We start from the raw sequence: 24,883 nt of genomic DNA, 5'->3' as shown, positions 1-24,883 counted from the left end.
GACTCCCTTTAATATTACAACAGGATATTATGAATCGTGCCCATTTGAGTACAAGCACTATATAACGTTGTTGAATAACGCAAATAGCGAACAAAAACTCAATGCACCCTCAACAATAGTTCCGGCAAGTGCTTACGAGCTTTTTTCATATCATCTCAACACATTGAGATAAGAGTTATTCACGATATTCAACAACGTCCCCTAGTTTTCTGGTTTTGGTTTTTGAGGACGGCGCGGGCGTTTCGTTTCAGGCGTTTGAGTCCGATTCTCCAGATGGGGGTGCCTCTGAAGAGTGCCTTGAATTGACTGCGGCTGAGTTTCAGGATTTGTTCGGGTTGAAGCTGAAGGAGTTCTGTTTTGGGTGCGAATGCCGGGTCTGCGGCAATGAGCGGGCGCTGGTTATGGGGGCAGTGTTCCTGGCAGGCGTCGCATCCGAAGAGCATTGAGCCTGTCATTGCCGCTTCTTCAGCGGTGAACTCTCGTTTGAGTTCAACAGTAAGGTAGCTTATGCAGCGGGTTGCGTCGAGTTTTCCGGGGGTAAGAAGGGCTCCTGTGGGGCATGCGTCGATGCAGATAGTGCAGCTGCCGCAGGGGTTTGGCAGCGGGGGGCGTTCTTCGGTGATTGCTTCATCAATGAGCAGTTCGGCAAGAAAAACATAGGACCCTGCGGAGGGTACGATGAGAAGGGTGTTTTTGCCTGTTCGGCCGATGCCTCCTTTTTCTGCGTACTCTTTTTCCATGACCGGAGCGCTGTCGACTGCTATGTATGACGCGGGTCGCTTTCCGAGGATGTGTTCAATGTCGAGAAGCAGGGCTTCTGCCCGTTCGCGTACCACTTGGTGGTAGTCGGCAATCCTGGCATATCGGGCAATGCCGGAGGTTGTCCCTTCCGGGCTGGGCGTTGTGTGGTAACTGATTGCAAGCGATACGATCGTTTGTACTCCTTCGAGCAGCAGGTGTGGATCCAGCCGTCCGGTGAGACCCCTCTCCAGATAGTCCATCTCTCCGTGCCGCCTTTCTGCGATCATTTCCTTATAGCGTTCCGCTGCCTGCTGGCGGGGAGTGGGTGAGCTGAACCCAACGGCGGCAAAGCCGAGCTTCAGTGCTGCGTGGCGTATCTCCCGGGCGGGGTTTTCGGGTCGGGTGGTCATTCGTTGTTCATTATGATACCGTCATTTTTATCAGTAAATATAATTAATAAGGCTGTTACGGGCAGTTGAACCACACACTTTTATAGTTACGGCAGTATGGAACGCAGAGAGTTCATCAGCAGGATTCTGAAGAGAACGGGCATTACGGTTGGTGCCGGAGCAGCAGTGACGGCAGGACTTGTCGGGTATTATCAGCCTCGGAGGGAGTTGTATTCACCAGAGAACAGTGTTGTTGGTGGCAGTGAAATGATGCCTGTCGGGAAACGGTGCATTGTTGTTGGTGGAGGTCTTGCGGGCATCAGTGCGGCTCTCGAACTGGCCGGGAAGGGTGCGTGCGTGAGCCTGGTTGAATCTTCGGGATCTCTCGGAGGTAAACTTACCGGTTGGGATATTGAGGCGCTCGGAGAGCGAATGCCAGTTGAACATGGGTTCCACGGTTTTTTTGATCAGTACTACAACCTCAACGAGATGTTTGCTTCGGCGGGCATCAAGGATGATGTGTTTGATGCTTCTCCGGGCTACCCGGTGCTTTTCAGGCAGCGGCCTGCGGAAACTTACGGTCAGACGCCAAAAGTGTTTCCTTTCAACATTCTCTCCGTTGTCGGTCAGTCCCGTTCTCTTGACATCGCATCGTTTCTCAGGAATTACCGGGGTCTCCTGCCGGTTGTGAGCATGTTTGGTTATGAGTATGGCAAGACTTTCCTCGATTATGACGGCATTGACTTTATGGAGTACTGCCGTAAGGGGGAGATTCTTCCCGCTTTCGTCGATACGGTGCTCCATCCGTTCGCCGATGCCACCATGAACCGGATGGAGGTGCTCTCTGCTGCTGAAGCCATACGGTATTTCCATTTCTATTTCATGGGAAGTCCTGAAGGACTTTCATTCAACATCACCAACCGTGACTGCATGACGGCTCTCATCAATCCGCTTGAAGCAAAGCTTCGGGAGCTTGGTGTAACGGTGCTTTCGGGGCACCGGGCCCTCTCGCTCAGGGTGGAGGGCGATCGGGTTGCCGGGGTGGTTGTGCAGGGTGCAGGCAGCTCGGGAGAGACTTTTCATGTGAATGCGGAGGATGTTCAAAACGCCGGGTGGACAAGCATTGTGAGCCGGGAGGGTGTTCCCGTGCTGGTGAAGCATGAGGGCGGGGGGTATCTTGCGTTTGACGCCCGCTGTACCCATATGGGCTGCCCGGTTGCTCCGGATGAGAGCGGTGGATTTTTCTGCCCCTGCCATGCCGGCAGGTTCAGCGGCAGTGGAGATGTTCTTGGCGGGCCGCCGCCGGCACCTCTTGTCAAGCTTTCTGTGAAAAGCGTGGATGGCGTGCTGGTTCTTCATTCTTCTGAAGGAGGTGGCGGAACAGCCGAACAGCTCCTGGAATGCGATTACTGCGTGATGGCCACCGATGTCCGCGGTACACGCCAGATTGTGGCAAATTCCAGCCTTGCCAGACCGGACTTTGAAAAATCAGTTGCGGATCTTGGCGAGGCCGATCCTTACGCGGTGTACCGTCTCTGGCTTGAAGGCCCGATTGATTCTGCTTCGTTCCCGTTCTATACGGTTTCGGGTTATACCTATACCGATTCCATTTCTCTCTATTCGGCTTTTCAGGAGCCCTATGTCAGCTGGGCAGCGCAAACGGGCGGGTGTGTGGTTGAACTGCACGCCTACGCTATTGCGCCGGAGGATATGCGTCCGGAGGAGGAGATCAAGGCTTCCATGATTGCCGAGATGCATCACATGTTCCCGGAAACGGAAGGGGCAAGGGTTTTGCATGAGCTCTTCATGATACAGTCGAATTTTACCCGTTGGGCACCGGGTGAGCATGCCGGACGGCCCGGTGTTGAAACGCCGTTTCCGAATCTCTTTCTTGCGGGTGACTGGGTGAGGGTGGAGGCGCCGGTGTTTCTGATGGAGGCTGCTGCCTTCACGGGCAGAATGTCGGCCAATGCCATTTTCAGGCAGGAGGGTGTGGAACAGGTTCCGCTGCCCATTGTTCCTATGGATGGGATTTTTGCCTGAGGGGCTTTTCCTGCTCTTGTGGTGCAGGTCCGTAGCCGAGGCTACGGGCAACAGCAGTGTGCAGAAGGGGCCTGAACTCCTTGATTGCTTTGTTTTCAGGAGAGGGGCAGACTCTGTTTGAGAGCATGATGACTGCCAGATCCTTTTCTGGATCTATCCATAGGCTTGTGCCTGTGAAGCCGAGGTGGCCCCATGATTTTTCTGAAAATTCCGGGCCGGTTGAGGCATAGCCTTCCTGTGAACGGAGATCCCACCCGAGTGCACGCTCTTGTTTGCCTTCTCTTCGTGTAAATCGCCTGATGGTTGATGCTTTGAAATATCTTTTCCCCTCAAGCTCTCCGCCCTCCATAAGCATTCTGGTGAATCGCAGCAGATCGCCGGTTGTGCCGAACAGCCCGGCATGGCCGGCCACTCCCCCCATGATTGCGGCGTTGAGGTCGTTGACCAGCGGGCGTTTCCAGTTGAGGTTCCAGGCGTTGGTGCGGCTTGTTGGTGCTACTCTCGACTGAAGTTCCCGGCCAGGGGTGAAGCAGGTGGAGTGTAGGCTGAGGGGGCCGGAAAACCGCGTTCTGAAGTTGTCGGCGAGGCTTCTTCTTGTAATGGCTTCAATGATTTTACCGAGTACGATGAACCCGTTGTCACTATAGGCGGTAAGTGTTCCCGGTTCAGTGACAGGTGTGTCGTTTATGACTGCCCTGAAGAGCTCACTTTGGGTTCGGCAGGAGTCGATATAGTCGGCGTGGGAGCGAAGGCCTGAGGTGTGTGTCAGGAGCTGTCGAATGGTAATGCGCTCTTTGCCGTTGTTCCCGAACTCCGGAAGGTAGTGGGAGGCTGGACGGTCGATGTCAAGCGAGTCGCGCTCAGCCAGCTGCATTGCAATGGCTGTTGTGGCTATGACCTTGGTAAGGGAGGCCAGGTCATAGATGGTGGTTGTGTCGGCCGGAGTGGGGTGACGGGTGCATCTGGTGTTGCCGAATGCCTGGTGGAAAACAGTTTCTCCTTTATGGAAAACGGCAATGGATGCTCCGGGAAAGACCTGTTTTTTTACCCCTTCCTGCAGAAGCTTTTCAACAGGCGTAAAATCATGACCGGGGGCAATGGAGGGGAGTGCTGCAAGGCAGAGCAGAAGCAGCAGCGCCTTGACTCCTCTGCCGGCGGGTGATGGGTGGTCGACCTGCCGACGCTTAAAAAAGCGTGAAGCGGACATAGCGTTCGGGGTTCTTTTTCAAGTCGGCAAGAAGGGTGTCGAGTGTTCCGAGCGATTTGGTCAGGTTGTTGTAGAGCGCAGGGTTCTCCTGAAGCTGTCCGAGTGTGCCTTCGCCGCTGTTGATGCGCATCATGACTGAGTCGGCCTGCAGTGCGGCATGGTTCAGGCGGGCAATTGTGTTTTCTGTGTTGTCGGCAAGCTTTTTGTCATTGATGAGTTTTGCGAGCAGCCCGTTTCCATGGGCGGCTTTTTTCGACATTGCGGCAAGCTCTTCAGCTGTCGTGCTGAGGCTTTTGATGGTGCCGGCAAGCTCTTCGCCCATTGCTTCATCGGAAATAAGCCGTCCGGCAACTCCCTTCCCGCTGTTGAGTTGTTCAAGGAGGGTGTTGAGGCGGTCTACTGCCTGTTTGGCGCCGCTGGTCAGCCCTGCCATGCCGTCTTCGGTATTGAGGGCAATGAAGTCGCCATCCACAACTGAAGCTCCTTTTCCTGTGGTGATGTCAACATATTTGTCACCCAGAACGCCAAGAGATTTGATTGTGGCTTTCGAGTCTTTGGTGACCAGCCCCGCAAATTCCTTGCGAAGCCGGAGGTCGGCTACGACATAGAGTGAGTCATGGCTTCCGACAAATTCCATTTTGGATACCGTACCTACTTTTTTGCCTGATACGGAGACAAAGTTGTTTTCAGCCAGGCCATGCATGTTGCCGGCAAGCACCTTGACTGTGGTGACTCCGGTGAAGAGGCTGCTGTTTTTGCCTATGACCAGCCCGAGATAGGCGGCAAAGCCTATGCCGAAAATGAAAAATATTCCGGTTTTCAGATCGCTCCATTTCAGCGCGTTGGGGTTTCTCATACCTGTGGCGTTCTTTAGTCGTTTACAATTCGAGAATTTTGTCGGAGAGGATGGATCGGATGAACGGATGTTCCGATTCATGAAGTTTCGGGGCGGCATCGTCAAAAATGATTTCCCCTTTATACAGCACTGCGGCACAGTCGGCAACATTGAAGACATCGTCAATGATATGGGTGACGATGACGGCTCCCAGGTTGTTGTGTTGACGCAATGAGCTGATCAGGGAAAGAATTTTTTTCGAGCTGACGGGGTCAAGTCCCGCAGTCGGCTCGTCAAAGAGAATCATGTGCGGCTTGAAAATCAGGGCCCGTCCGATTGCAACCCGTTTGCGCATACCGCCGCTGAGGCTTTCCGGAAGCTGCTCTTCATATCCCTCAAGGCCGGCGAAGCGGATCTGTTCCTGAACCCGGCGCAGTATCTCTTCTTCAGGTAGATTGAGGTTTTCACGCAGAAAGAACCCGAGGTTCTGGCTGATTGTCATGGAGTCGAACAGTGCGTTGCCCTGAAAGACCATGCCCATTTTCCGGCGTATCGGGAAGAGTTCTGCCTCCGACAGGCTGGAAATTTCAACACCGTCAACAAACACCTGGCCCGATGTGGGACGCATGAGACCAAGCATCAGCTTCAGGATGGTGCTTTTCCCTACGCCGCTTGGGCCGAGAATGGCCTTGATTGTGTTGTCCTCAATGGTGAGCGAGACGCTGTGCAGTATCTCTTTCTCGCCATATTTCAGGCTGACATTGCGTAATTCAATCATTCAGTTACATGTTTTCCAGCACGATCTTTGAAACATAGAAGTTGGCAATCAGAACCAGCCCCGAGGAGACGACGATTCCCTTGATGGTTGAGCGGCCCACTCCCGCGGTGCCTCCGCTTGCCGAAAAGCCGTTGAAACTGCTGACAAGGGTGATGATGACGGCAAACACCGGAGCCTTGGCAAAGCCTACCACAAAGTCTTTCAGTGCAAGGCGGGGGTAGACCGAGTTCCAGAAGATTCCCGGGTCGAGATGGTGGTAATGTTCGGCCATGTATGCTGCACTGTAGAGGCCGGCAAAGTCGGAGAGGGCGGTGAGCGGCAGGAACATGATGAGCGCGGCGACGAGGCGCGGCATGACCAGTTTTGCTATGGGGTCCGTTCCGAACGCTCTGAGGGCATCAATCTGTTCTGATATTTTCATGGCTCCGAGCTCTGCTCCGTTCCGTGAGCCGAAGCGGGCTGAAAGCATCAGACCCATAAGCAGGGGGCCGAGTTCACGGATGACGGAGATGGAGGTTGAGCGGCCAAGCATGGTTTTGGCGCCAAAATCCTCAAGCAGGTTGCCTACTTCAATGGCCAGGAGCGATCCGATGGAGATTGCGCTGACCAGCACGATTGGAATGGAGTCGGCCCCGCATATTTTTGCCTGGTCGAGAAAGTCTCTCCAGTATCGTCTGATTTTGGGAATGGTAAGGAATGAGCGCACTCCAAAGAGGAAAAAATCCTGCATGGTGAGGAAAAAGTCCTTGAGCCTGTAGACAAGGTCTTTTTCGATGTTCCGTATGAGAGTTACCGGCATGTGCAGTGTGTGTTGGGGTGCGCACTGCCTCTGCAGTGCGGCTTGAAACGAGAGTCGTGAGTATAGCAAATGTTCATCAATTCACCAATCATGAGTGCTGGCTGCTCAATGCTCAGGCCTTGACCAGCCGGCTTTTCATTTTTGTTACCCAGTCCATGGGGATGGTGAGTTTTCCGAATATCTCATCCTCACGGTCTTTGAGGCCATGAAAGTCGGAGCCTCCGGAAAAGAGCAGGAAATACTCATTGGCTATTTCACGATAGTAGTTCTGCTTGTAGCTGTCGTGAGAGGGATGGATGATTTCAATCCCGTCAAGACCGAAGGTGATCAGCTGCTTGAGAATTTCATCCGATACACTCTGGGCAGGGTGGGCAAGAAACGACAGCCCCGAAGCCTCATTGATGAGCTTGATGACCTCTGCCGGATGGGTCTCGATGCTTTTGACATATGCCGGGCTGTGCGCGCCCAGATAACGGCTGAAGGCTTCGCTGAAGCTTTTTACATATCCTCCATCCTGCAGCACTGCTGCAATGTGAGGCCGTCCTACACTTCCATTCTGCGCTTTGAGTATGATCTGCTCAATTCCGATTTTGACGCCCATCTTGGCCAGCTTTCCGACCATCCGCTCAGCCCTTTCGGTTCGCTGGAGACGGCAGTGGTCGAGATACTGCTTGAGGGCAGACTGCTCATAATCAAAAAAATACCCAAGGACATGGATGTCATAGCCCTTGTAGGCCGAACTCATTTCTGCACCGGTAATAAGCTCGATGCCTTTTTCTATGGCAGATGGCTTTGCTTTGTCAATACCGGCAACGGAATCATGGTCTGTTATGCTGATTGCCTTCAACCCTGCGGCTGCAGCTTTTTCAACAATCTCTTCAGGTGAAAAGAGTCCGTCAGAACATTTGGTGTGTATATGTAAATCTGCTTTTTCAAAGCCATTATGCCCTGTGCCTGAAAGGCTTGATGGCATGGCTGCTTGGTGATTAAAAGGTTATTTCAAGTTCTTTATATATAAGAAAAAAACCCATACTGATCAGTAAAAAGTTGCATGTCGCAGGACGCAATCAATTCGGAGAGGGGGCTATGGTGTTTCATGGCAGCAGCGTGCCGGTGGAGAGCAAAAGAAGGAGCAGGATTCCGGCAAGGAGGCGGTAGATGATGAAGATTGTGGTTGTGTGTTTCTTGAGATAGCTGAGCAGGAATGCGATGGAAAGGTAGCCTACCACTGCAGATGTGAAGGTGGCTGCGGCAAGGTTCATGATGTTGCCGGGTGAGGCTGTGATGATGTCCCAGGTTTTGTAGAGCTGGAAAATTCCTGCAGCAAAGACGGCAGGCAGGGAGAGCAGAAATGAGAACCGGGCCGCTGTTTCTCTTGAAAGGTTCAAAAAGAGCCCTCCGGTGATGGTGACCCCGGAACGGGATGAGCCGGGGATGAGGGCGATGCTCTGGGCGAGGCCGATAAGGAGAGCCTCTTTCCATCCGATCTGTTCCATGGTTTTCAGCGGCCGGCCGCCACTGAGGTGCTTTTTGATGTTCCATTCAGCAAGGGAGAGAAGAAGGGCGAGGCCTATGAGGGCGCCGCTTATCCAGTAGAGCGAGCGGAGCGTGGTCTCTATCTGATCTTTGAAGAGCAGCCCGAACACCACAATCGGAATGGTGCCGGCAGCAATCATCCACCCCATTCTGGCTTCATTGCTTTCCAGTGGCTTGCCTTTGAGGATGCCTTTCATGACAGCGGAGACTATGGTGATGATGTCCCGCCAGAAATACATCAGGACTGCGGCAAGGGTTCCAATCTGGATGATTGCTGTGAATGCGGCTCCAGGGTCGCTCCATCCGAGAAGGGCCGGGACGATTTTCAGGTGTGCGGTGCTGCTGATGGGGAGAAATTCCGTCAACCCCTGCACAATGCCGAGCATGATGGCTTCAAAAAGTGTCATGGTCTGTGGTGCGGGTCAGAGTATTGTGTGAAGGAATGCAATGGCTTTTTTTGTGGCGAGCGCACGATGGCTGAGGCTGTTTTTTTCCGTCCCGCTCATTCTTCCATAGGTTTTTCCGGCAGCGGTAACCATGAATATCGGATCATATCCGAATCCGCCACTGCCGTCGGCTTCAGTGGTGAGTGTTCCCTCAACCAGCCCTTCAATCGTTTCTTCAATGCCTGTTGTGCCATTCTTTCCTTCAACGATGCCTTTAAGCGCAATAACCGTCCGGAACCGGGCACTTCGGTCTTTTTCTCCTTCCATTTCGTTGAGCAGGTGGGTGACATTGTCCCGATAGGTGGGTTTTTCTCCATTAGCAACGGGGGCATAACGGGCAGAGTAAACTCCTGGAGCCCCGCCAAGTGCATTGACTTCAAGGCCGGTGTCGTCTGCAAAAGCAATCATGGCGGGAAAGCGGCCATTGAGCAGGTTGAAAATTGCATTCGCCTTCAGCATGGCATTGCCTTCAAGAGTTGTTTCTGTCTCCTCTATGTCGACAGCTATGCCTGCTTCAGCAAGAGAGATGACGCTGAAGCAGGGGTCGATACCCTCGAGAAGAGGTCGGAGTTCGCGGACCTTGTCGGGATTGGCGGTGGCAAGGATGATGGTGAGGGGCGCCCTGGATATGGGTGTCATGTCAGTTGATGATGTCAAGCATTTCCCGGACGGCAGCTGGAATGCCGACAAAAGCGGCGCGTGCAATGAGGGCGTGGCCTATGCTGACCTCTTCAATCTCTTCAATATCGCGGAAGGGGGCGATGTTCTCATAATTGAGTCCGTGTCCGGCAACAACCCTGAGGCCGAGGCTTTTGGCGTATACGGCAGCCTGACGGATTTTTTTGAGTTCAATCGCCTGTTCTTCGCCTGTTTTCAAGGCGTATGCCCCTGTGTGGAGCTCAACCAGATCGGCGCCCGCTTTTTCAGCAAGATCAATGGCCCGTTGTTCTGCTTCAATGAAAAGGCTGATTTCAATTCCGGCTCCTTTGATTGGCTCCAGAAAGTCAACGAGGCGGTTGAAGTGCCGTTCAATGGCGAACCCGCCTTCCGTTGTGAGCTCTTCGCGCTTCTCAGGCACCAGCGTAATCAGTTCCGGCATGGTGGCAACCGCAATCGCTCCCATTTCGTCCGTCATGGCCATTTCAAGGTCAAGCTTTGTTGTTACCGCTTTTCTCAGTGCGGCAAGGTCATGATCGCGTATGTGGCGGCGGTCTTCACGAAGGTGGCAGACAATGCCAATGGCTCCGCTTTTTTCGGCGAGAAGCGCGGCTGCAACCGGATCGGGGTTGTGTTCATTGCGGGCATTGCGCAGCGTGGCTATGTGGTCTATATTGACGGCAAGGCGCATGGGATTCAAGGATAGAACGGTTCAAGGAGGCAGACTGGATTTCACTTATGCGAAAGTAAAGAAAAAAACAGGTAAAGCAGAAAATTCCGGTTGAGGATTCTATGGACAGCAGCAACCATAAAAAACTTGAATTTGACAGGGTTTCGGCTTATGCCGCAGGACTCTGCATGTCAGCGCCCGGACAGGACGCACTTCAGGGGCTTGCCCCATGCTTGGGACGGGAGGAGCTGCTTGTAGAGCTTGAGCGGGTGCTTGAGTTGAAATCACTGCTTCAGGAAGGCTCTTCTCTCCCGTTCTCCACTCTTCCTGATACACGGCCGCTTCTTGTGAAAATTGGAATGGAGGGCAACAGGCTTGAGCCCGAAGAGCTTCACGATATCAGCGATCTGCTTCAGGCTTCAGCCGCACTGCGGCGGTTTCTGGCTGCAAATCGGGAGTCATGGCCGCGTCTGGATTCACTTGGCGAAAAGCTCTGGCTTGATACATTCATACGCTCAGCCATCAGGGCAATTATTGACGAAGACTGCAAGGTCAGGAGTTCGGCAAGCCATGAATTGAAACAAATCCGGCACGCTCTTGGTGATGACAGGCAGCTTCTTCTGCGCCGTATGGAGAAGATTCTTGACCATTGCAGAAGAAGCGGCTGGTTGATGGAAGAGAGCGTTGCCATCAAGAATTCCCGCCTCTGTCTTCCCATGAAGGTGGAATATCGACAAAGGATTCCGGGGTTTGTGCAGGACTGGTCGGGCAGTGGACAGACGGTGTTTGTTGAACCTGCTGAAACCCTTGAAATAGCCAACCGAATCCAGGAGGGAGAAATTCATGAGAGGCGGGAAATCGACCGGATACTCAGGGAGATGACCGATCGTCTCCGTCCCGATCTCGGGAACCTTTCCTATACCTGCGAGCTGCTTGCATTTTTTGATTCTCTTGTGGGGCGCGCCCGTTTTGCTCTTGAAACAGCCTCCGTGCTTCCGGCGATAAGCAGCTCCGGGGAGCTTCGTCTCATCCGGGGGTTTCACCCCTGGCTGCTTATTTCCCATCGCGACCGTGAAGTTTTTCCGCTTGACCTTGAGCTTTCATCCTGTGAACCGGTTCTGATCATCTCGGGCCCCAACGCCGGCGGAAAGTCGGTGGCCATGAAAACCATCGGTCTGCTCGCCCTCATGTTGCGCCACGGTTATCTGCTTCCATGCAGCGAAAGTTCCGTTTTTCCTTTCTTTTCGGAAATCGGGATTGAAATAGGTGATGAACAGTCCATTGAGAACGATCTGTCCACTTTCAGCTCCCATCTTCGCCAGGTGCGCCGCATTCTTGATGGTGCAGGAAAGAACTCCCTTGTGCTCATTGACGAACTCTGTTCGGGAACAGATGTTGAGGAGGGGGGCGCTATTGCGCGGAGTGTCGTTGAGGAGCTGATGCGGCGGGGGAGCAAGGCCATTGTGACCACCCACATCGGTGAGCTGAAAGCCTATGCCCATGAGCGCGAGGGGGTGGTGAATGGAGCCATGGAATTTGACCGCACCGCTCTCTTGCCGACCTTCCGGTTTATCAAGGGGGTGCCGGGAAGCAGTTTTGCCTTTGCCATGATGCAGCGTCTGGGGTTTCCGCAGACAATGCTTGATGAGGCCCGCTCGTTCATGCATGAAGAGCATCGGGCGCTTGAGGGACTGCTTGCGGATCTTCACCGGAAACTCTCTGAAAACCGGCTCCGCGGGTGTGAACTTGAATCGGCTGAAGCGCGTCTGGCACTTCGTGAGCAGTCGGCTGCCGACTCTGAAGCTTCGTTGGCAAAGCAGCGGCGGGAGCAGAAACTCAAGGCATCAAAAGAGATACAGCGCGAAGTGGAAGGTGCCCGGCGCGAAATCCGCGATATCCTTCAGGATGTGCGTGATGCGCCCCGGGACCCGCGCATTCTGCAGGAGGCCCGCAGAAAACTTTCTGCCAGAGCCGCGGAAGCTGAAAAAAGAACAGCCATCCTTCATGAGGAAACCGCACATCCCCCCGACCTGAGCATCCGTGAAGGGGATCTGGTCAGGATTCTGGATTCGTCGGCAACCGGTGAGGTGGAAAAGCTTAAGGGCGAAAGTGCCGTAGTGCTCTGCGGGAACTTCCGTGTGACTGTTTTGCTGAAAAACCTTGAAAAAACTTCAAGGCGGCAGACCCGGAAAGCCGACAAAGCCGCATCTCACCCGAAAGGGTGGAGCGCTGCCCCGGCACCAGTGGAATCGACAACACTCGATATCCGCGGCCTCAGCGGCGATGAGGCGGTGCCCAGGGTTGAACGCTTCATTGACGCCATGCACCGCAGCCGAATGCACTCTGCAACCATCATTCATGGCACCGGAACCGGAGTGCTCCGCCGCCGGACTCATGAGCTTCTCAAACGCCATGCCGCTGTCAAGTCGTTTCGTGTCGGTGCATGGGGTGAGGGGTACGACGGGGTCACCATTCTTACCCTGTGAGGGAAGTATAGGCGCAGGCAGACAGATATGAATTGAATTTTTGGTATCTTGACCCCGAAATTCATTGTCACCGTTCAACCCTACTATCCTTGAAACCCGCTTCTGAACGATATATGACCATACCGAACCAGCTTACCGCCCTGCGGATTCTGCTGGTGCCGGTGTTTGTGCTGCTCCTCCTGCATGAGGATCCGTCGTTCAAGCTTGCCGGGGTCATTGTTTTTACCGTGGCATCACTCACGGATCTTTATGACGGATGGCATGCCAGAAGGTTCAACGAGGAGAGCCGTCTCGGTGCCTTTCTTGATCCTCTTGCCGACAAGCTTCTGATTACCGCCGCTTTTCTGGTCTATGTCTGGATGGGCTATCTTTCTCTCTGGATGGTGGTTCTTGTAGTTGTGCGTGATGTGGTGGTGACAGTGCTCAGGAGCTGGGCCGAGTTCAGAAACCAGCCGGTGGTGACAAGCGTGCAGGCAAAGTACAAAACCCTCCTCCAGAATGTGTTTGCCTATCTGGTGATGGTGCTGATATTCCTTCAGAAGTCAGAGCTTTTTGGCAATCGTTCGGCCGAACTGATCGGCGACTTTCTCTTCTCTTCCGCGCTTGACTGGATTATGCTTACTGTCACTGTGGTGACGGTGGCGACGGGAGTTTCCTACCTGATGGACAACTGGGAGGTCATTACCGGAAACCATGAAGGGGATGCATGAGCGCCGCTTCTGAAGGGCTGAGGTTCCAGGTTGCCAGGGCGCTGTCTACCGTTTTCTGGATAGGGTATTTCCCTGTGGCACCCGGTACGGCTGCCAGTGCCGTCGCTCTTCTGCCCTATCTTTTTTTTCCGATTTTTCAACAGCCGGCAGTGCTTGCCGCCGGAGTGCTTTTTGCAACGGTGATTGGCGTGTGGTCGGGAGGCATTATGGAGGATGCTGCCGGAGAGGATCCGTCCGAGGTGACTGTGGACGAGGTTGCCGGTCAGTGGCTGGCGCTTCTTGCTCTTCCCTCAGGGCTTCTGCCCGTCCTGCTTGCTTTTATTTTTTTCCGTCTGTTCGATATTCTCAAGCCCGGTCCCGTAGACCTTGTCCAGCGGCTGCCGGGTGGATGGGGAATCATGATGGATGATCTTCTTGCCGGGCTTTTTGCCAATCTTGCCGTCCGTATTCTTCTTTTCTCCGCTGCTTTTTTTCAGCTTTCCCTGCCGGTATAGAACAGCCTGATTTTTTCGGCTACTGCCGGGGCGTCAAGTCCTGTTTCCCTGTAGAGGTCCGTCATGCTGCCGTGGGTGACGAAGGCATCGGGAAGCCCGATTCTGAGCAGTCTGGTTTTTTTTGATGCTTCGGACAGGTGGTCGGCAACGGCGCTGCCGAGCCCTCCTATGATGCTGTTCTCCTCAAGAGTGACGATATGGGTGGCAGAGGCAGAGAGTCTGTCAATAAGTGATGTGTCAAGCGGCTTGAGGAAACGCATGTCGGCGATTTCCACAGAGATCCCTTCATTTTCAAGCAGGCGTCCTGCTTCAAGTGCTGTGGCCGCCATGGTCCCAAGGGTAAGGATGACGGGACCCGTTCCCTCTTTGAGCATCCGTCCTTTTCCGGGCTCAAGAGCCGTGAAGTTTTTGCGCATCTCCTCCCCGCCGGTGCTTCCCCTCGGGTAGCGGATTGCAACGGGGCCATCGATATGATAGAGTGCGGTATGAAGCATGTCGCGCAGTTCCTGGCCGTCTGAAGGAGCCATGATGGTGAGGCCCGGCACAGCATGCAGATAGGAGAGGTCGAAGGCACCGTGGTGGGTCGGGCCGTCTTCGCCCACAAGGCCGGCACGGTCAATGGCAAAGACGACGGGGAGGTTCTGCAGGGCCACATCGTGAATGACCTGGTCAAGCGCCCGCTGCAGGAATGTGGAGTAGATGGCGCAGACTGGTTTCAGCCCTTCAAGGGCCTGTCCGGCCGCAAAGGTGACGGCGTGCCCCTCGGCAATGCCGACATCGTAAAAGCGGTCGGGCATGGCCTTCTGGAACAGGTCAAGCGAGGTTCCGGTGGGCATGGCGGCGGTGATGGCCGTAATGGCGGGATCTTTCAGGGCCATTTCGACAAGGGCTTCTCCGAACACCTCCTGATATTTTGGCGTGGCGGAAGGCCCCTCTTTTTTTGCTGTTATTCCTGTGACGGTGTCGAACCCTCCGTTGTGGGCATGCCAGTCGCTCTGGTTCTCTTCAGCGGGGAGAAACCCTTTTCCCTTGGTGGTGATGACATGGAGTAGTTTCGGGTGAGGGAGTTCCTGCATCTCCCTGAGTGCCCGGACGAGCTGCCCCATGTTGTGCCCGTCTATGGGTCCGAAGTAGCGCAGTCCAAGTGCCTCAAAAAAGGCTCCCGGAGTGAGCGCAGCTTTCATGCCATCTTCAAGTCGCCGCAGTGATGTTTTTGCTCTCTCAGCAAGATCATTGTTCATCATCGACATACTCTCCCAGAGCAGGCGGCGTGCTTTGTTGTAGGTTTTGTTGAGGGTGAAGTTGACCATATGGGTTTTAAGCCCCCCGGTGCTGGGGGAGATGGCCATCTGGTTGTCGTTGAGTATAACGAGGACATCGTTTTTCAGATCGCCCAGATGGTTCATTGCTTCAAATGCCATTCCGCCCGTCATGCTTCCGTCGCCGATGACGGCAATCACCTTCTCATTGCCACCCTTGAGGTCGCGCGCCGAGGCTATTCCAGCGGCCGCTGAAATGGAGGTGGAGGCGTGGCCGGTTCCAAATGCATCATGCGGGCTTTCGTGGATTTTCGGAAAGCCGGAGATGCCTCCGTATTTCCGGTTAGAGTTCATCCTTTCCCGTCGTCCCGTCAGCATTTTATGGATATAGGCCTGATGGCCGACATCCCAGACAATCCGGTCTTTTTCCGTGTTATAGACATGGTGGAGCGCTACGCTCAGTTCTGTGACCCCGAGACTGGAGGCGAAGTGGCCGCCGTTGAGGGAGATGAGGTTGATCAGTTCGTGCCGGCATTCATTGGCAAGGGTTTCCAGCTGGCGGATGCTGAGCTTTTTCAGGTCGCGTGGCGAATTGATGGTATCGAGTAGGGAGCGTGAATCTGCCATGATCGAATGGGTTTCAGATGCCGGTCACCTGCATGAGCAGGCTTCGCTGGGGGCGGGGACCGTCAAGTTCAATAAAGAATATCGACTGCCACCTTCCAAGCAGGAGCTTTCCTTCTGCAAAGGGGATGGTTTCTGATGTGTTCATGAAGAGGCCGAGCAGGTGCGAGTGGGCATTGTCGCGCCCGTCTATGGGTTCAAGGTTGTGGCTGTAGTTTCCATCCCGCGGCGCCAGCCGTTTGAGGAATGTTTCCATGTCTTCCATCAGCCGTTCCTCGTTCTCATTGATGTTCACGCATGCGGTTGTGTGCCGGCTGATGAGGGTGAGCAGCCCCTCCTGCATGCCCGATTCCTCTACGGCGCGTACTGCATCTGCGGTGACATCGATGATTTCAATCGGCTTCAGGCTTTGCAGTGAGAGCGTGGATCGGACAATGTTCATGAATGGAATTGTGTGAGAGTGTTGTTCAGAATGTGACGACAATTGCTTCATGCGGCGCCAGCCTTGTTTTCAGTGAATCCTCCTCAAGATGGGTTGTGTTGCCGCGGTTCCCGGTTGAGGTACTGAGAATGTTCATGCTCTCTTCACTGATTCCGCTGAGTGCGGGGTGAGTGAACTGTGTTGCTATTCCTGTTGAACTGAAGTTGGCAAGAATCATGGCGTGCCGGTCGCGGGTGAAGCGATGGAACCCGAAGCATTGTGTGTGTGAAGGTCCCTCAAAGCTTATCCATTCAACCTCTCCTTCCTGAAAAACCTCCTCTTTCTGCAGCTGGAACAGTTTTCTGTAGAGTTCCATGAGTTCCCGGTCTTCATGTTCGGGCGCCTGACGGATCAGCTGCACAGGAATTTTGTGCCGGTATCCCTCCATCTGGTCCTGATGGACAAGATGCATGCCCGGGGCGGTGAGGAAAATCATGGCGGCCGCCCTGTTGTTGAGTCCTATTTTTCCTGCCGCCCTGGCTTCATCATGGTTTTCAAGAAAACGGCAGAGATGTTTCTGATAGTTCCACTGCGCCTTCATGTGGCCCATGAGTTTGTCGCCATTGACCGGTGCGCTCGTGAGAAAGTCGTAAAAGGGCTTGTCATAGGTGTAGTCGAATCCCTGCTGCTGCAGTTCCCACTCCTTGTTCCAGTATGATTCCGCCAGAAAGAGAAAGTCGGGATGGCGCTCCTTGACGGCGGCTATTGCCGGCCCCCAGAACTCCTCCTTCATGTGCCCGCTGAGGCTTTTCCATGTGGTGTTGAAAACGCTTTTCAGCACCAGCATGGCCACATCGCACCGGACGGCGTCGCAGAGTTCGCTGATGGTGAAGAGGTTCTCCGTCATCATTGCATGGGTGGCGGGATTGGCATAGTTGATCTGGAGGGTGTCGGTCCATGGTGCAAAATAGGGGTCCCTGCCATGTGCAAGGTATTTGCCTTTGGCATACTCAAAACAGGCACCCGGGTCCTGGCTCTGCTCGTCTGCTGAAACAGAGATGAAGTGTTCGGGATGCGCCGGAAGCCACTGGTTGTCGAGCGCCATATGATTCGGCACGAAGTCGAGCATGAGCCGGATGCCATGTTCCGCAAGCTTTTTGCGGAAAACGAGCATGTCGTCTCGTCCGCCCAGGGCTTCATTGACGGTGTATGATGGTATGGAGTAGGGAGATGATGCAATGTCTTCCGGGTGGAGAGAGGAGAGGTGGTCGAGAAGCTCACCGCGAAGGCCGGGGTGTGATGTGGCTATGGCTTTGCTGTAGAGGCTGGGTGTCCATACCCCCATCAGCCATACCATGGTGAAGCCGGATTCTTTGAAGAACCGGAATTCGGAATCGGGAACATTGCCAAGCGTCACGGTATGGCCGTTGAGACGGCTGAGTTTCTGCAGCCAGATTCTGGTATTGATTTCGTAGACGAGAGGGAACATGAAGCGAGGCGGTTACAGGTGGTAAAGGAATCCGGTTAGTTTTTCAATATAGAAACTGAAACGATCAATTATGAGAGAGAAGAGGATAAAAAGAGGAAAAACAAATGAGGTTGAAGGGAGTGCCGGGGTTTGTAAAGTAGCGGTAAAAAGGGTTAAGTTGTCGCATTATCCCTTCTCCCTTAACCATAATAACGGGTAACCTTTTATTTTTGGCTGATTTATTGCAAGATCTCAGCGCCGTGCAGCGCGATGCCGCAAGCGCGACTGAAGGACCGGTAATGGTCCTTGCGGGTGCCGGCTCGGGAAAAACCCGGGTCATTACCTATCGTATCGCAAACCTGATTGGTAATCAAGGTGTTCCGGCAGGAAACATTCTTGCCCTTACCTTTACCAACAAGGCGGCGGGCGAGATGCGCCACCGGGTTGATCAGCTTCTGGGTCCCGGCAGTTCGGGAGGTCTGTGGATAGGTACTTTCCATTCCGTCTTTGCCCGGCTTCTTCGCGAGTATATTGATCGTCTCGGCTACAGCAGGAGCTTTTCGATTTTTGATTCCGATGACAGCAAAAGCCTTATCCGCCAATGTATGGCAGAGCTCAACATCTCTCAGGATTCCGTTCCGGTGAATACGGTTCAGGGCATTATCAGCAAGGCAAAAAACAGTTTTATCCTGCCGGCTGATTTTCATCGCAATGCCGCCGATTACAACCAGCAGAAAGCCTCGCAGATTTATGAGCTTTACGCCCGAAAGCTTAAAGAGAATAATGCTCTTGATTTTGATGACCTGCTCATCAAGCCCCTTGAGCTGTTCGGCAACCATCCGGAGGTTCTTGAAGAGCTGCAGGAGCTGTTCCGCTATATTCTCATCGATGAATATCAGGATACCAACAGGGCGCAGTATCTGGTGACAAAAATGCTTGCATCCCGCCATCGCAACATTTTTGTGGTGGGTGATGATGCGCAGTCGATCTATTCCTGGCGTGGGGCCGACATTTCCAACATCCTGAACTTTCAGGATGATTATGAGGATGCCAGAACCTTCAAACTGGTTGAGAACTACCGCAGTACCGGAACCATTCTGCAGGCAGCCAACAGCGTGATCAGCCGGAACCAGCGCCAGATTAAAAAGGAGCTTGTTGCAAAGGGTGCGACGGGGGAGCCGTTGACCCTCATTGAGGCGTTCAATGAGCGGCAGGAGGCTGAAAAGGTAGGGGACTGGATACGAAAGCTTTCGTTGGAGAAGCAGCTGGATTTCCGGAGCTTCGCTATTTTTTACCGTACCAATGCCCAGTCGCGGGTGCTGGAGGATACCATGCGCCAGCACAGGCTGCCCTACAAGATTTTTGGCAGTGTCTCGTTTTACAAGCGCAAGGAAATCAAGGATGCTGTTGCCTATCTCCGTTTTGTTCAGAATGACCGCGACAGTGAGTCGCTGCTCAGAATCATCAATTTCCCGCCCCGGAAAATTGGTGATGTCAGCATTGGCAAGCTCCGCGATTTCGCCCGCGAGCGTGGCATTTCTCTCTATGAGGCTATCCGTTGTGCCCCTCAAGGGGGATATCAGCAGCGGCTTGTCAACGCGCTCTCTTCATTTTCATCCGTGATTGAGTCGCTCAGGGAAATTGCCGAAACGGGAACAGTCTATGAGGTGCTCAACAGCCTCTTTGTGCAGACTGGGCTTCTGTCTCTGCTGCAGGCGGAAAACACCCCTGAGTCAATGGCCCGGCACGATAACCTTCAGGAACTGCTCAGCATGGCCCGCGATTTTTCGGACCACAACCCCGATGCGGGGATGCTTGGGGATTTTCTTGAGAATATTGCTCTTGCCTCTGACTATGACGAGACGCAGGAGTCCGATAATTTTGTTTCCCTCATGACGGTGCATGCCTCAAAAGGGCTGGAATTTCCCGTTGTCTTCATTACCGGTCTTGAGGAGCGGCTTTTTCCCCTCAACTGCTATGAGCCCGAGCAGATGGAGGAGGAACGGCGGCTCTTTTATGTTGCCGTGACGCGCGCGCGTGAAAAAATTTTCCTTTCATGGGCACAGAGCCGTTATCTCTACGGTCAGCCGCAGCATTGCCTCCGCTCAAAGTTCATCAATGAAATTGACGGCGATATTGTGCATACCGAAAGCGGCAGGGTGCATGGCGGCGGAGCCGGGGCAGCCGTTTCTGTGCGAAGAACCGAGCCTGTCCGCCATTCGGGAGGAGGTGCCCCTCCTGTCCGGGAGAAAGAGGGTATGCGGAAGGGTACGAGAGTTCATCATGCAGTGTTCGGGCCAGGTACCGTGCTTGAGCTTCAGGGGCGCGGGACGCAGCAGAAAGCGAAAATACTGTTCAGGGGTTCAGGTGAGAAAACCCTGATGGTGCAGTATGCGAATCTCAAGGTTCTTCCGTAACTTCAGCTACCGTTTAGTCAATAAAAGAACAGAGCAGCATGAGGATCCTTTTCGGTGTGCAGGGTACCGGCAACGGCCATATCAGCCGCAGCAGGGAGCTTGTCCGCAAGCTCAAATCCGACGGGCATGAGGTCGAGGTACTTGTGAGCGGCAGGAAAGAGGAGGAGCTGAAGGAGATTGAAGTGTTCCAGCCCTTCCGGGTGATGAAGGGGATGACCCTTATTACCTATCGTGGGCGGATGAACTATATGGAGACCATGTTCCAGCTTGATCTGGGCAGGCTCATGAATGATGTGTGGACGCTTGATACGGCAGGAACTGACCTCATCATTACCGATTTTGAACCAATCACCTCCATGGTGGCCCGCATACGCAACATACCCTCACTCGGATTCGGCCACCAGTACGCATTTCCCTATCCTGTTCCCATGGCCCGCGGCAATATTTTCGAGCGGTATACGCTGCTCAATTTTGCGCCCGCCCGGCATAATGCCGGCCTTCACTGGCATCATTTCAATCAGCCGATTTTTCCTCCCGTCATTCCCCCTTCGCTCTATGGAAGTGATCCTGTTGCTCCGGTAAAGGGGAAAATTCTCGTCTATCTTCCGTTTGAAGAGATTGATGATGTGGCAAGGCTTGTTTCACCGTTCAGCGATTGCAGTTTTTTTATATACGGGAAGGTTGACGCTGATAGGGATGAGGGCAACATGCATTTCCGCGGCTACTCCCGTGAGGGATTTCTCCGCGATCTCATGGAGTGCGGGGGAGTCGTCTGCAATGCAGGATTCGAACTTCCCGGAGAGGCGCTGCATCTGGGAAGAAAGCTTCTGCTGAGACCCCTTGACGGCCAGATTGAGCAGGAGTCAAATGCCATGGCAATGGAGCAGCTTGGGTATGGAATGTCGATGCATTCGCTCGACAGCGATACTCTTCGTTCCTGGCTTGAATCGCCCGGTCGGGAGCCGTTGCATTATGCCCATACGGTCGATTATATTGCTGAATGGATAGGAAGCGGACGATGGGACGATCAGGCTCATTTCGCAGGGGCGGCATGGCGGGAAAAGAGTTGAATCCATTAAGGGAGTCGGACGGTATGCAGTTCAGGGACCTGGTGAGCCGCTCGAGGAGCTGCCGGCGTTTTGATGCCGAAGTACCTGTTGGCGAAGAGGCTGTCGGCAACCTGGTTGAGATTGCCTGCTGCCTTCCTTCGGCGCGTAACCTGCAGCCGCTCCGCTACATTGCCCTCACCGCCAGGGCAGAGTGCGACGCATTGTTTCCCCTGCTTGGCTGGGCAGGCTATCTTGAAGAGTGGTCGGGTCCTGAAGAGGGGGAGCGGCCCACCGCCTATCTGGTGATGCTCAACGACACTTCCATTGCTGAAGATTCATCCTGCGACAGCGGCATAGCTGCCGGAGCCATTCTGCTGGGTGCCACTGCAGCAGGCTATGGAGGATGCATCGTCGGGTCCGTGCAGAAGGATGCCCTTCGCCGGCAGCTGCGTATTCCCTGGCAGTACGAAGTTCTCATGGTCATCGCTCTTGGAAAGCCTGCTGAAACCATTGTTATCGACAGAATCGGGGAGGGGGAGAGCATTCGCTACTATCGCGACCGGAACGATATTCACCATGTTCCGAAGCGGGAGGCCGCCGATCTGCTGCTTCGGTTTCACTGAGTTGCCCGCCTGAGATGATGCTCAATATTGCCATGCTTCTGAAGGCCTACCGTGAGGGGTTCTTTCCTATGTCTGATCCCGAAGACGGCGAGCTCTACTGGTGCCGTCCCCACATGCGGGCGGTGTTTCCTCTTGACAGGTTCAGTCCCTCAAGGGATGTGCGGCGTCTGGAGAGGAAGGGGGTGTTCCGGCTCACTGTGAACCATGATTTTCCGGGTGTGATCCGTGGGTGTGCGGCACCGCGGAAAGGGGACCCGGATACCTGGATTTCAGAGCCCATCATAGCTGCATATCAGCAACTTCATGAGCTGGGACTTGCCCACAGCATTGAGTGCTGGCACGACGGAGAGCTTGCAGGCGGACTCTACGGCATGTCGATGGCCGGGGCTTTTTTTGGTGAGTCCATGTTTTCATGGCGCTCATACGCTTCGCAGGTGGCACTTTCATTTCTGGTGCACCGGCTCAGGCTGAAAGGGTTCCGCCTTCTTGATGCGCAGATCATGAATCCTCACCTCAGGCGTCTTGGTGCCGTGGAAATCAGCCATGAGGAATATATGGAGCAGCTTGCCGTGGCGCTGGCAAAAAAGACTGTTTTTCTCTGAAACGGGAAAGTGGTACCTTGCGAGGTTATCAATGAAAGAATTCATTACCGTAACCGGGGTTCGTCTATGCTGTCCAGGGATTTAACTGAAAAGGGATCCAAAACCAGAGTCATCATCTATTCCGGAAAAGGCGGTACCGGTAAAACCACCATCTCCTCATCAACTGCCGTGGCACTGGCCAGGCAGGGGAAAAAAGTGCTGATCATGTCCTCGGATCCGGCACACTCGCTTTCCGATGTTTTCAATGTCCGCATCAGCCGCAATGACCCCCAGAAAATCGAGGAGAACCTCTATGGCCTTGAGGTTGATACGGTCTATGAGCTTAAAAAGAACATGTCAGGGTTCCAGAAGTTTGTCTCCACATCATACAAGAATAAGGGGATTGACAGCGGTATGGCTTCGGAGCTGACGACACAGCCCGGACTTGACGAAATTTTTGCCCTCAGCCGCCTTCTTGATGAGTCGCAGTCCGGAAAATGGGATGCAGTGGTGCTTGATACATCTCCTACCGGCAATACTCTCCGGCTTCTTGCCTATCCCGAAATCATTATCGGGGGCAACATGGGCAAGCAGTTTTTCAAGCTATACAAAAGCATGTCCTCGCTTGCCCGTCCGCTATCGGGAACCTCCATTCCTGATGACGATTTCTTCAATGAGGTCAATGTGCTGCTCAAGCAGATGGAGGACATCAACCAGTTCATTCTCAGTCCCGAGGTTACTTTCCGGCTGGTTCTGAACCCTGAAAAACTATCCATCCTTGAAACCAAGAGGGCATACACCTTTGTGCACCTCTACGGCATCAACATCGACGGTATCTTCATCAACAAGATTCTTCCTACCTCCACAACGGTCGGGGAGTATTTTGAGTTCTGGGCCGATCTTCACAGCAAGTACCTGATGGAGATAGACAACTCGTTCTATCCGACACCGGTCTTCCGCTGCCATCTGCAGCGGCACGAGCCCATAGGGCCTGACGCTCTCCATGAAATCAGCAGGCTGGTGTTCGGTGATCAGGCGGCTGACAGGATTTTCTATTCGGGAAAGAACTTCTGGATTGAGAGCAGCAAGAACGAACTTCGTGAGGATCATCATGAGATTCTCTGCATAAAGATTCCATTTCTGAAAGATGCCGAGGATGTCAGCGTTGAAAGGATGGGGACGGATATTGTCGTCGCCGTTGACCGTGCCCAGCGCATCATTACCCTTCCCAGGGCGCTCTACAGCCTTGAACTGGAGGAGTTCGTCCGTGAGGATAATCTCCTGAGGGTGATTTTCCGGGAAATTGTCGTCCCGAAGGAGGAGGCGGAGCTCAATGTGAATAAAAATGTGTTGGACAAGCTCCGCTCAATGAGGCGCATGAAAATCTGAAGCCTTGCCGGGGGCGGCTGGAACTGCCCTTTCTGAAGAAATATCATGGTAACCTTTTAAGTTTTCACGGGAATCATGTATCTTCATTGTTTAAAATATTGAAATCAACGGGGTCTTGTCTCCCATTTTGTTAAAGAATCAGCTTATATCATGTCCGAGAAAGCGCACTATGGTCTGTTGAAAGGGAAGAAAGGAATCGTATTCGGCCCACTTGATGAAAGCAGTATCGGCTGGCAGATTGCGGTTCACGCATACAGAGAGGGCGCCAGTATTGCAATATCGAATGTTGCTGCTGCCATGCGGTTCGGTAATACCGATGAACTTTCCGCTCTGTGCGGAAACGCCCCTGTCATTGTCTGCGACGCATCGAAAAACGATGATGTCGACAGCTGTTTTAAAGAGCTCAAGGAAAAAGTCGGCAAGGTGGATTTCATTGTGCATTCCATCGGCATGTCGCAGAATATCCGCAAGCAGCTTCCTTATGAGGAACTCAACTACGAGTGGTTCATGAAGACGCTGGATGTTTCCGGTCTTTCGCTCCACCGTCTGGTTTCCTATGCGCTGAAGAACGATGTGCTCAATGACGGCGCAAGTGTTCTGGCGCTTTCCTATATAGCCTCACAGCGCAATTACTGGACCTATTCGGACATGGGCGACGCCAAGTCCCTGCTTGAGTCTATTGTCCGCAGCTACGGACCCCGGCTTGCCCGCAGGGGTATCCGCATCAATACCATTTCCCAGAGCCCGACCTACACAAAGGCTGGCAGCGGAATCCCCGGTTTTGAGAAAATGTACGAATACAGCGACCTGATGTCGCCTCTCGGCAATGCATCGGCAGTTGAATGTGCCGAGTATGCCATGACGGTGCTCAGCGACCTTTCCCGCAAGGTTACCATGCAGAACCTTTTTCATGATGGCGGTTACAGCTCCATGGGTGCTACCATACCCATGATCAAACTTGCCCATGAGGTTCTCAATGACCAGGAGCTCGCTACAAGGGTCGGTCTTGAAGATTTCAAGCCTTCCGCATAAGCTGGCACCGGTTGGGAGCTGCCCGCCCGGCGGCTCCCCGTTACGCAGCATGATTCTCCATAGCGCCTTTTCACCGCAAAGCACTCGCTGAAGCGGTTGGTATCATTATGTTTCAGTGCCGGACACTGTGTCCGGCTGCAACGGCATCGGCAGTTTTCTGTCCGCAGTTTTCCTGTTTCAGTCATAGGTATCAGTACCCTGCACCCCGGTGAGCACCGGTGCGGCGAGA

General features: G+C 53.7%; 22 protein-coding genes. 10 read left to right on the top strand and 12 right to left on the bottom strand.

All coding sequences use genetic code 11. From position 1 onward, the window contains the following. Positions 1-188: 188 nt before the first annotated feature. Positions 189-1,151 carry a tRNA epoxyqueuosine(34) reductase QueG gene (gene queG / locus EKD02_RS05190; RefSeq protein WP_126384248.1) on the bottom strand — a complete coding sequence of 321 codons (963 nt, stop codon included), beginning with the start codon at positions 1,149-1,151 and terminating at the stop codon, positions 189-191. Between the two features lie 96 nt (positions 1,152-1,247). Between queG and EKD02_RS05185 the strand changes: the two genes are divergently transcribed. Beyond that, positions 1,248-3,173, top strand: coding sequence for an FAD-dependent oxidoreductase (locus EKD02_RS05185; RefSeq protein WP_126384245.1), 1,926 nt, complete (start codon positions 1,248-1,250; stop codon positions 3,171-3,173). Here the strand turns inward: EKD02_RS05185 and EKD02_RS05180 are convergent. From EKD02_RS05180 to EKD02_RS05145, 8 genes are all read right to left on the bottom strand, one after another. Further along, entirely contained in the window at positions 3,151-4,380 is a 1,230-nt protein-coding gene (locus EKD02_RS05180) for a serine hydrolase domain-containing protein (protein ID WP_126384242.1), read from the bottom strand. The two genes, EKD02_RS05185 and EKD02_RS05180, sit on opposite strands and share 23 nt — an antisense overlap. Beyond that, on the bottom strand, positions 4,358-5,236 hold the full coding sequence (locus EKD02_RS05175; RefSeq protein ID WP_126384239.1) for an MlaD family protein: 879 nt from the start codon (positions 5,234-5,236) through the stop codon (positions 4,358-4,360). The genes EKD02_RS05180 and EKD02_RS05175 overlap by 23 nt, the downstream gene beginning before the upstream one ends. 22 nt (positions 5,237-5,258) lie before the next feature. Beyond that, positions 5,259-5,993, bottom strand: a complete 735-nt coding sequence (locus tag EKD02_RS05170; RefSeq protein WP_011889739.1) for an ABC transporter ATP-binding protein — start codon at positions 5,991-5,993, stop codon at positions 5,259-5,261. 4 nt (positions 5,994-5,997) lie between these two features. Continuing rightward, entirely contained in the window at positions 5,998-6,792 is a 795-nt protein-coding gene (locus tag EKD02_RS05165) for an MlaE family ABC transporter permease (RefSeq protein ID WP_011889740.1), read from the bottom strand. Between the two features lie 112 nt (positions 6,793-6,904). Continuing rightward, positions 6,905-7,765, bottom strand: a complete 861-nt coding sequence (locus tag EKD02_RS05160) for a PHP domain-containing protein (protein WP_011889741.1) — start codon at positions 7,763-7,765, stop codon at positions 6,905-6,907. A 121-nt stretch (positions 7,766-7,886) separates the two neighbouring features. Then, a complete protein-coding gene (gene uppP, locus EKD02_RS05155; RefSeq protein WP_011889742.1) occupies positions 7,887-8,735 on the bottom strand; it encodes an undecaprenyl-diphosphatase UppP in 849 nt (282 codons plus the stop codon). A 15-nt stretch (positions 8,736-8,750) separates the two neighbouring features. After that, entirely contained in the window at positions 8,751-9,413 is a 663-nt protein-coding gene (rdgB, locus tag EKD02_RS05150) for an RdgB/HAM1 family non-canonical purine NTP pyrophosphatase (protein ID WP_126384236.1), read from the bottom strand. A 1-nt stretch (position 9,414) separates the two neighbouring features. Next, complete coding sequence (locus EKD02_RS05145) at positions 9,415-10,122, bottom strand: pyridoxine 5'-phosphate synthase (protein WP_126384276.1); 708 nt, start codon at positions 10,120-10,122, stop codon at positions 9,415-9,417. 101 nt (positions 10,123-10,223) lie between these two features. On the opposite strand from EKD02_RS05145, the gene EKD02_RS05140 reads away from it, so the two are divergent. From EKD02_RS05140 to EKD02_RS05130, 3 genes are all read left to right on the top strand, one after another. Continuing rightward, positions 10,224-12,587 (top strand): endonuclease MutS2, encoded by a 2,364-nt coding sequence (locus tag EKD02_RS05140; protein ID WP_126384233.1) that lies wholly within the window; start codon positions 10,224-10,226, stop codon positions 12,585-12,587. Positions 12,588-12,700: 113 nt separating this feature from the next. Continuing rightward, a complete protein-coding gene (pgsA, locus tag EKD02_RS05135) occupies positions 12,701-13,297 on the top strand; it encodes a CDP-diacylglycerol--glycerol-3-phosphate 3-phosphatidyltransferase (RefSeq protein ID WP_126384230.1) in 597 nt (198 codons plus the stop codon). Then, positions 13,294-13,791, top strand: a complete 498-nt coding sequence (locus tag EKD02_RS05130; protein ID WP_126384227.1) for a phosphatidylglycerophosphatase A family protein — start codon at positions 13,294-13,296, stop codon at positions 13,789-13,791. The genes pgsA and EKD02_RS05130 overlap by 4 nt, the downstream gene beginning before the upstream one ends. Here EKD02_RS05130 and dxs read toward each other — a convergent pair. From dxs to EKD02_RS05115, 3 genes are read right to left on the bottom strand one after another with little or no spacing between them, the layout of a single operon-like run. Continuing rightward, complete coding sequence (gene dxs, locus EKD02_RS05125) at positions 13,770-15,677, bottom strand: 1-deoxy-D-xylulose-5-phosphate synthase (protein ID WP_126384224.1); 1,908 nt, start codon at positions 15,675-15,677, stop codon at positions 13,770-13,772. The genes EKD02_RS05130 and dxs overlap by 22 nt on opposite strands. 13 nt (positions 15,678-15,690) lie before the next feature. Then, positions 15,691-16,116, bottom strand: a complete 426-nt coding sequence (locus EKD02_RS05120) for a secondary thiamine-phosphate synthase enzyme YjbQ (protein WP_041469719.1) — start codon at positions 16,114-16,116, stop codon at positions 15,691-15,693. A 25-nt stretch (positions 16,117-16,141) separates the two neighbouring features. Beyond that, positions 16,142-17,584, bottom strand: a complete 1,443-nt coding sequence (locus tag EKD02_RS05115; RefSeq protein ID WP_126384221.1) for an alpha-amylase family glycosyl hydrolase — start codon at positions 17,582-17,584, stop codon at positions 16,142-16,144. A 209-nt stretch (positions 17,585-17,793) separates the two neighbouring features. Between EKD02_RS05115 and EKD02_RS05110 the strand changes: the two genes are divergently transcribed. From EKD02_RS05110 to EKD02_RS05085, 6 genes are all read left to right on the top strand, one after another. After that, positions 17,794-19,980: an ATP-dependent helicase gene (locus EKD02_RS05110; protein ID WP_126384218.1), complete on the top strand. Its 2,187-nt coding sequence runs from the start codon at positions 17,794-17,796 to the stop codon at positions 19,978-19,980. 38 nt (positions 19,981-20,018) lie between these two features. Next, the gene (locus tag EKD02_RS05105; protein ID WP_126384215.1) at positions 20,019-21,050 is read left to right on the top strand and encodes an MJ1255/VC2487 family glycosyltransferase; all 1,032 of its coding nucleotides are present in this window, start codon (positions 20,019-20,021) and stop codon (positions 21,048-21,050) included. Then, positions 20,999-21,652 (top strand): nitroreductase family protein, encoded by a 654-nt coding sequence (locus EKD02_RS05100; RefSeq protein ID WP_342352899.1) that lies wholly within the window; start codon positions 20,999-21,001, stop codon positions 21,650-21,652. Before EKD02_RS05105 ends, EKD02_RS05100 begins: the two co-directional genes overlap by 52 nt. Positions 21,653-21,669: 17 nt before the next feature. Then, positions 21,670-22,254 (top strand): leucyl/phenylalanyl-tRNA--protein transferase, encoded by a 585-nt coding sequence (gene aat, locus EKD02_RS05095; protein ID WP_041470038.1) that lies wholly within the window; start codon positions 21,670-21,672, stop codon positions 22,252-22,254. Between the two features lie 66 nt (positions 22,255-22,320). Further along, on the top strand, positions 22,321-23,622 hold the full coding sequence (locus EKD02_RS05090; RefSeq protein ID WP_011889755.1) for an ArsA family ATPase: 1,302 nt from the start codon (positions 22,321-22,323) through the stop codon (positions 23,620-23,622). Positions 23,623-23,772: 150 nt separating this feature from the next. Next, positions 23,773-24,654, top strand: a complete 882-nt coding sequence (locus tag EKD02_RS05085; RefSeq protein WP_126384213.1) for an enoyl-ACP reductase FabI — start codon at positions 23,773-23,775, stop codon at positions 24,652-24,654. Positions 24,655-24,883 lie beyond the last annotated feature (229 nt).

Source organism: Chlorobium phaeovibrioides (assembly GCF_003968655.1).
In the GTDB taxonomy this organism is placed as follows: domain Bacteria; phylum Bacteroidota; class Chlorobiia; order Chlorobiales; family Chlorobiaceae; genus Chlorobium; species Chlorobium phaeovibrioides.
This window is presented reverse-complemented; position numbering and strand designations above follow the sequence as displayed.